General features: G+C 73.1%; 7 protein-coding genes and 1 pseudogene. 6 read left to right on the top strand and 2 right to left on the bottom strand.

The window, feature by feature from the left end; translation table 11 throughout:
* The 4 genes from COGEMETH_RS20460 to kdsA all read left to right on the top strand — a co-directional run.
* Window positions 1-1,343: Do family serine endopeptidase (locus tag COGEMETH_RS20460; protein ID WP_238184444.1), on the top strand; the 1,343-nt coding region annotated here is incomplete at its 5' end.
* 225 nt (window positions 1,344-1,568) lie between these two features.
* Window positions 1,569-2,864, top strand: coding sequence for an aspartate aminotransferase type Ic (locus COGEMETH_RS20455; protein WP_238184443.1), 1,296 nt, complete (start codon window positions 1,569-1,571; stop codon window positions 2,862-2,864).
* Window positions 2,861-3,364 carry a hypothetical protein gene (locus COGEMETH_RS20450; RefSeq protein WP_238184442.1) on the top strand — a complete coding sequence of 168 codons (504 nt, stop codon included), beginning with the start codon at window positions 2,861-2,863 and terminating at the stop codon, window positions 3,362-3,364. The genes COGEMETH_RS20455 and COGEMETH_RS20450 overlap by 4 nt, the downstream gene beginning before the upstream one ends.
* A 10-nt stretch (window positions 3,365-3,374) precedes the next feature.
* Window positions 3,375-4,229, top strand: coding sequence for a 3-deoxy-8-phosphooctulonate synthase (kdsA, locus tag COGEMETH_RS20445; RefSeq protein WP_238184441.1), 855 nt, complete (start codon window positions 3,375-3,377; stop codon window positions 4,227-4,229).
* 4 nt (window positions 4,230-4,233) lie between these two features.
* Here the strand turns inward: kdsA and COGEMETH_RS20440 are convergent, their stop codons facing one another.
* Window positions 4,234-4,911 (bottom strand): class I SAM-dependent methyltransferase, encoded by a 678-nt coding sequence (locus COGEMETH_RS20440; RefSeq protein ID WP_238184440.1) that lies wholly within the window; start codon window positions 4,909-4,911, stop codon window positions 4,234-4,236.
* A 252-nt stretch (window positions 4,912-5,163) separates the two neighbouring features.
* Here COGEMETH_RS20440 and COGEMETH_RS20435 point away from each other — a divergent pair, with 252 nt between their 5' ends.
* The gene (locus COGEMETH_RS20435) at window positions 5,164-5,490 is read left to right on the top strand and encodes a hypothetical protein (protein ID WP_238184439.1); all 327 of its coding nucleotides are present in this window, start codon (window positions 5,164-5,166) and stop codon (window positions 5,488-5,490) included.
* A 71-nt stretch (window positions 5,491-5,561) separates the two neighbouring features.
* Here the strand turns inward: COGEMETH_RS20435 and queF are convergent, their stop codons facing one another.
* On the bottom strand, window positions 5,562-6,011 hold the full coding sequence (gene queF / locus COGEMETH_RS20430) for a preQ(1) synthase (RefSeq protein ID WP_238184445.1): 450 nt from the start codon (window positions 6,009-6,011) through the stop codon (window positions 5,562-5,564).
* A gap of 244 nt (window positions 6,012-6,255) precedes the next feature.
* Between queF and eno the strand changes: the two are divergent.
* Window positions 6,256-6,624 (top strand): annotated as a pseudogene (gene eno / locus COGEMETH_RS20425) (phosphopyruvate hydratase); the annotation flags it as partial.

The following is a 6,624-nucleotide window of genomic DNA, read 5'->3' as shown; positions in this document are numbered from 1 at the left end:
CCGACGACGAGGACGGCCAGGGCCAGGGTCAGGGACAAGGCCGCGACCTCCAGAACGTGCCGCCGCAGCTGCGCGAGTTCTTCAAGCGCTTCGGCCAGAACGGCGGCCCGCCCGGCATGCCGCAGCAGCGCCAGGGCCAGGGGCAAGGCCAGGGCCAGGGGCAAGGCCAGGGACAGGGACAGGGACAGCGCGGGGCGGTGGGCTCCGGCTTCATCATCTCGGGCGACGGCTACGTCGTGACCAACAACCACGTGGTCGACCATTCCAAGACCGTGCAGGTGACCCTCGACGACGGCCGGACGCTCGACGCCAAGGTCATCGGCAAGGATTCCAAGACCGACATCGCGCTGCTCAAGATCACCGAGGGCGGCAGCTACCCCTACGTCCAGTTCGGCAAGGCGGCCCCGCGGGTGGGCGACTGGGTGGTGGCGATCGGCAACCCGTTCGGCCTCGGCGGCACGGTGACGGCGGGCATCGTCTCGGCCCGCGGCCGCGACATCGGCGCCGGCCCCTACGACGACTTCCTGCAGATCGACGCGCCGATCAACAAGGGCAATTCCGGCGGCCCGACCTTCAACGTCAACGGCGAGGTCGTGGGCGTGAACACCGCCATCGCCTCGCCCTCGGGCGGCAGCGTAGGGCTGGCCTTCGCCATCCCCGCCGAGACCGTGCAGGCGGTGGTCGAGCAGCTGCGCACGGACGGCAAGGTCGCCCGCGGCTACCTCGGCGTCCAGGTCCAGCCGGTGACGCAGGACATCGCCGAGAGCCTCGGCCTGCCCAAGCCCAAGGGCGCCCTGGTCGACCACGCCGAGGACGGCACGCCCGCGGCCAAGGCGGGGCTGAAGTCGGGCGACGTGATCGAGTCGGTCAACGGCAACGCGGTCAACGACGCCAAGGAGCTGTCCCGCAAGATCGCGGGGCTGAAGCCCGGCGCCAAGGTCGAGATCGCCTACCTGCGCGGCGGCAAGGCGGACACGGCCACGATCACCCTGGGCGCGCTGCCCACGGACGGCAGCACCCGCGTGGCCACCCGCGGCAGCGACGGCGCGAACGGGCAGCCGCGGCTCGGCCTCAACCTCGCACCCGCCGCCGAGGTCGGGCTCTCCGACACGGGCGTGGCGGTGGTCGAGGTGGACCCGGACGGCCCGGCGGCGGCCAAGGGCATCGAGCAGGGCGACGTCATCCTCGACGTCGCCGGCCAGAGCGTCTCGAAGCCCTCGGACGTGGCGGCCCAGATCCGCTCGGCCGAATCGAGCGGGCGCAAGGCGATCCTGATGCGGATCAAGAGCGCCAAGGGCGTCACCCGCTTCGTGGCGGTCTCGCTCGCCAAGAACGCCGGCTGATACCAAGCCTCGATGCATGGTCTTCATCGAGGCTTGCCCCCGCGACTGCGGGGCGGCGGCCGTCCGCCGGACCTCGCCCGGCGCGGGCGCTCGTTCCGCGCCAGTTCCGCCTCGGACCCTCCCCACTGGCGCCGGCCCGCAAACGCGCGGCCGGCGTCTTTTTGCTGCGCGCGGGGCGCGATCGGCCTATGACGGCCCCGGACCACTCCAGCCCAGTCCCGGCCCATGACTGCGATCACCGACCTTTCGTCTGCCGACCTCGCCGACCGTCTCGCCAGGGCGCGCGACGCCCATGGCGGGTTCAAGGCGCGCGGGCTCAAGCTCGACATGACCCGCGGAAAACCCGCGCCCGAGCAGCTCGACCTCGCCTCAGGCCTGCTGACCCTGCCCGGCAACGGCGACCACACCACGGCCACCGGCGAGGACGCCCGCAACTACGGCGGCCTCCAGGGCCTGCCCGAGGTGCGGGCCCTGTTCGCCCGGCCGCTGCTGGGCGCCCCGCCGGAGCAGATCGCGGTGGCTGAGAATTCGAGCCTCGCCTTGATGCACGACTGCATCGTCTGGGCGCTGCTCAAGGGCGTGCCGGGCTCGCAGCGGCCCTGGTCGCGGGAGGAGGCCGTGGCCTTCCTCTGCCCGGTGCCGGGCTACGACCGCCACTTCGCCCTGTGCGAGGAGTTCGGCATCCGCATGCTGCCCGTGCCGATGACGCCGGACGGGCCGGACATGGACGCCGTCGAGGCGCTCGCCGCCGACCCATCCGTGAAGGGGATGTGGTGCGTCCCGAAATATTCCAACCCGTCCGGGGAGATCTATTCCGAGGCCACGGTCCGGCGCCTGTCCGCGATGCGCACCGGCGCCCCGGACTTCCGGCTGTTCTGGGACAACGCCTACGCGGTCCACCACCTCACGCCCGCGCGCCACGCGATTCCGGACGTGCTGGAGGCCTGCGCCGCCGCCGGCCACCCCGACCGGGCCTTCGTCTTCGCCTCGACCTCAAAGATCACGCTGGCCGGGGCGGGGCTCGCCTTCTTCGGCGGCTCGCCCGCCAACCTCGCCTGGTATCTCGCCCGCGCGGGCAAGCGCACCATCGGCCCGGACAAGCTGAACCAGCTCCGGCACCTGCGCTTCCTGCGCGACGGGGAGGGGCTGACCACCCACATGGACCGGCAGCGCGCGCTGCTCGCGCCGAAATTTTCCGCGGTGACGGAGGCCCTCGACCGGCACCTGGCCGGCACGGGCGCCGCCGCCTGGAGCCGGCCGGAGGGGGGCTACTTCATCGGCGTCGCGGCCCGGGCCGGCACCGCCGCGCGGATCGTGCGGCTCGCCGGGGAGGCCGGGATCGGCTTGACGCCGGCCGGCGCCACCTTCCCCCACGGCCGCGACCCCGACGATTCCAGCCTGCGCCTGGCCCCGTCCTATCCGAGCCTGCCGGAGGTCGCGCTGGCTGCCGAGGGCATCGCCCTCTCCATCCTGCTGGCCGCCCTGGAGGCGGAGCAGGCGGCGCGCGACGCCGCGCGATGACGGTCCGGGCGCTCGCCACCGCCTGCCTTCTCCTCGCGGCTCCCGTGGCCGCGCGCGCCGACGCCTGCGATGCGCTGGCCGCCAAGGTCATCCGCGTCACCGGCGCCTCGGTCGCGGGCCGGAACGGCCCGCTCGCGGTGTTCCGGGCGGCGGATGCCGAGCGCATGAGCCTCGATTGCCGGGCGCCCCGGCGGATGGTGCTGGGCGCCCTCGAGCGCGAGCCGGCCCCCGCCTACTTCGTGCTGATCGGGCTGGCCGCGCAGGCGCTGACCGGCGCGCGCCCTGCGGAGGTGGAGACGCTGGCGCTCGTCCTGCACCAGGACTCGCTCCTGGCCGGCGCCCCGCGCCAGGGGGCCGCCGGCCCGGCGGCCCTGCGCTGCGAGACCGGGCCGCGCGCCGACGGCCTCGCGGGCGAGAGCACCGTCTGCGTCCTGGCCCCGACCCGGCCCGCCACGCCGCGCCGGAAGGCCGGGCTTTCGCGCAAGGCGGCCGCGGGCTAGACCCGCATCCATGGCGAGCCAGACCCCAGACACCCAGAAAACCGTCCGCGCGGGCGGCGCGCTGTTCGGCAACCACCTGCCGCTCGCGCTGATCGCCGGGCCCTGCCAGCTCGAAGGGCGCGGGCACGCCCTGGAGATCGCCGCCGCCCTCAAGGAGATGGCGGGAGCCCTCGGGATCGGCCTGGTGTTCAAGGCCTCCTTCGACAAGGCGAACCGCACCTCCGGCACCGCCGCCCGCGGCATCGGCCTCGACGAGGCCCTGCCGATCTTTGCCGAGATCAAGGAGAGCCTCGGACTCCCCGTACTCACGGACGTGCACGCGGCCGAGCAATGCGCCCGCGTCGCGGAGGTGGTCGACGTGCTCCAGATCCCGGCCTTCCTCTGCCGCCAGACCGACCTGCTCGTCGCCGCAGCGCAGACCGGCCGGGTGGTCAACGTGAAGAAGGGCCAGTTCCTGGCCCCCTGGGACATGGCGCACGTGGCCGCCAAGGTCCGGCAGGCCGGCAACGAGAACGTCGTCGTCACCGAGCGCGGCGCCTCCTTCGGCTACAACACCCTGGTCTCCGACATGCGCAGCCTGCCGATCATGGCCCGCGTCACGGAGGGCGCGCCGGTGGTGTTCGACGCGACGCATTCCGTGCAGCAGCCCGGCGGCCAGGGGGCGAGTTCCGGGGGCCAGCGCGAGTTCGTGGCGGTGCTCGCCCGCGCCGCGGTGGCGGTGGGGGTGGCGGGCGTCTTCATCGAGACGCATCCCGACCCCGACCGGGCCCCCTCGGACGGCCCCAACATGGTGGCGCTGGCCGACATGCCGGCCCTGCTCGAAGACCTCGTCGCCTTCGACCGGCTGGCGAAGAAGCGCGCCTGACGCCTCAGGCGCCGCGGGCCGGCACCAGCACGTGGGCCCGCAGGGGCTGGTCGAGGACGTAGCCCCCCGCCGCGTCCCGCCCGGCCGCCGCCAGGAAGGCCGCCTCGATCGCGGGCCGGCCGTCGCGGATCGCCGCCCTGCGGGCCGGGTCGACCGCCGCGACCCGTTCCAAGAAGGCGCCGAGGTCCGCGAAGGTCTCGCGGCGGGCGAAGGTCACGTCCCGCGCGCAGGTGAACTCGCCGGCCGCGACCGCCGCGGCGATGGCGACCTGGGCCTGCGCCCGCACCGTGCCCTCGTCCTCGATCGTGCGCAGGGCCGCGAAGAAGCTGCCCTCGGCCAGGGGCTCGACCACCAGGATTCGTCCACCTGACCCGATCACGCGGGCCGCCTCCGCCAGGGCGGCGCGGGGGTCGGGGACGTGGTGCAGGGCGTTGAGGATGACGGCCCCGTCGAAAGCGCCGTCCGGGAACGGCAGCGCCTCGGCCGAGGCGGCCTCGAAGCGCGCCTGCGGCACCCTGGCCGTGGCCGCGCGCACCGCATCCGTGCCCGGATCGACCCCCGTCACCACCGCGCCCTGCGCCGTCAGGGCCGCGGCGAGGTGGCCCGGTCCGCAGCCGATGTCGACGAGGCGGCGTCCGGAGAGCGGCGCGAAGGTGTCGTGGACGAGGGAGAGCGAATCCATGGCGGATGCCTATAGCGGATCGGCGGCGCGTGATCGACGCTTCGCCGAACGGGCGCAGCCGCGGCACGGCCACGAAGACGCGCGAGCCCGCAACACATTCTTAATCATCGGGCGCCGGACGCACGCCCTCAGAGGAATCGGCATCCGGTTCGCGCGACCCGCGACTGAGGTCGATATTGCGAAATCTTCGGAACCGCCGAGCTGTGACGGCGTTGTCCGTGTTAATTCGATCCGAGATCGAGAAAGGGTACCATGCGCAAGATCGCAATTCTCTCCGCGACCGCTCTGTCGATCGCGGCCCTGACCGCAACGGCTGCCGACGCGCGTCCGCGCGGTTATTACGGCGGCGGCTACGGCCACCATGCCTATGGCGGCGGTTACGGCTATCGCGGCGGGCGCCGCGGCATCGGCACGGGCGCGGCCGTCGGCCTCGGCATCGCTGGTCTCGCGGCCGGCGCGATCGCGGCGGGCGCTGCGCGCGATGCCTATTACGACCGCGGCTACGGCTACGGCGGGTACGGCAACGGTTACGGCTACGCCGCCCCGGCCTACGGCGGCTACTACGGTTACCCCTACTAAGACCGTCCACCGGTCGGACTGACAGGAGGGCGACCGGGCAACCGGTCGCCATTTTCTGCGTTCGAGAAGGCTCAGCGCCCGCGATAGGGCGGCACGCCCGGATCGGGCAGCCAGACGGAGCGGGGCGGCTCGCCGGTCTGCCAGAACACGTCGATCGGGATGCCGCCGCGGGGATACCAGAACCCGCCGATGCGCAGGTATCGCGGCTCCAGCAGCCCGGCGAGCGTCTTGCCGATGGCGACAGTGCAATCCTCGTGGAAGGCGCCGTGGTTGCGGAAGGCGCCGAGATAGAGCTTGAGCGACTTCGATTCCACGAGCCATCGGTCCGGCACGTAGTCGATCACCAGGATCGCGAAGTCGGGCTGGCCCGTCACCGGGCAGAGCGAGGTGAACTCGGGCGCGGTGAAGCGGGCGAGGTAATCCGTGTCCGGATGCGGGTTCGGAACCCGGTCGAGCCGGGCGGCCTCCGGCGAGTCGGGCAGGGGGGTCGGCTGGCCGAGCTGAAGGGTCTCGTTGGTCATGGCCTGCCTATAGCGCGTCGCGGGCTGCCTCGCATCTGCGGCCGAGAGGTGCAGCGGCTTGGCCCGCCTCAAGAAAAATTCGTGGGCCATCGCCGCCGAATTCGGTGCTGGGCACCGGGCGTCCCGTCCCCGCCGGCTTGCCGGGCGCCCGTGCTTGACGGATAAGCCGCGGACATGCCGGATTCGGCCCCGCTCCCTCGGTGCGGCCGCCCTGCGAGCCCGAGCCATCGGGATAGGAAGTGCCATGACCGCGATCACCAACATCGCCGCCCGCGAAATCCTGGACAGCCGCGGCAACCCCACCGTCGAGGTGGACGTGCTGCTGGAGGACGGCTCCTTCGGCCGCGCCGCGGTGCCGTCGGGCGCCTCCACCGGCGCACACGAGGCGGTGGAACTGCGCGACGGCGACAAGTCGCGCTTCGGCGGCAAGGGCGTGCGCAAGGCGGTCAACGCCGTGCAGACCGAGATCCTGGACGCCATCGGCGGCATGGATGCCGAGGACCAGGTCGCCGTCGACGAGGCGATGATCGAGCTCGACGGCACCCCGAACAAGGCGCGGCTGGGCGCCAACGCCATCCTCGGCGTGTCGCTGGCGGTGGCCAAGGCCGCGGCC

The organism is Methylobacterium trifolii, from assembly GCF_022179685.1.
Lineage (GTDB): Bacteria > Pseudomonadota > Alphaproteobacteria > Rhizobiales > Beijerinckiaceae > Methylobacterium > Methylobacterium trifolii.
This window is presented reverse-complemented; position numbering and strand designations above follow the sequence as displayed.

Excerpts from the sequence above, each read along its gene's own strand:
- COGEMETH_RS20455 (WP_238184443.1), top strand. The coding sequence starts at position 1,569 with ATGACTGCGATCACCGACCTTTCGTCTGCCGACCTCGCCGACCGTCTC.
- COGEMETH_RS20450 (WP_238184442.1), top strand. The coding sequence starts at position 2,861 with ATGACGGTCCGGGCGCTCGCCACCGCCTGCCTTCTCCTCGCGGCTCCC.
- kdsA (WP_238184441.1), top strand. The coding sequence starts at position 3,375 with ATGGCGAGCCAGACCCCAGACACCCAGAAAACCGTCCGCGCGGGCGGC.
- COGEMETH_RS20440 (WP_238184440.1), bottom strand. The coding sequence starts at position 4,911 with ATGGATTCGCTCTCCCTCGTCCACGACACCTTCGCGCCGCTCTCCGGA.
- COGEMETH_RS20435 (WP_238184439.1), top strand. The coding sequence starts at position 5,164 with ATGCGCAAGATCGCAATTCTCTCCGCGACCGCTCTGTCGATCGCGGCC.
- queF (WP_238184445.1), bottom strand. The coding sequence starts at position 6,011 with ATGACCAACGAGACCCTTCAGCTCGGCCAGCCGACCCCCCTGCCCGAC.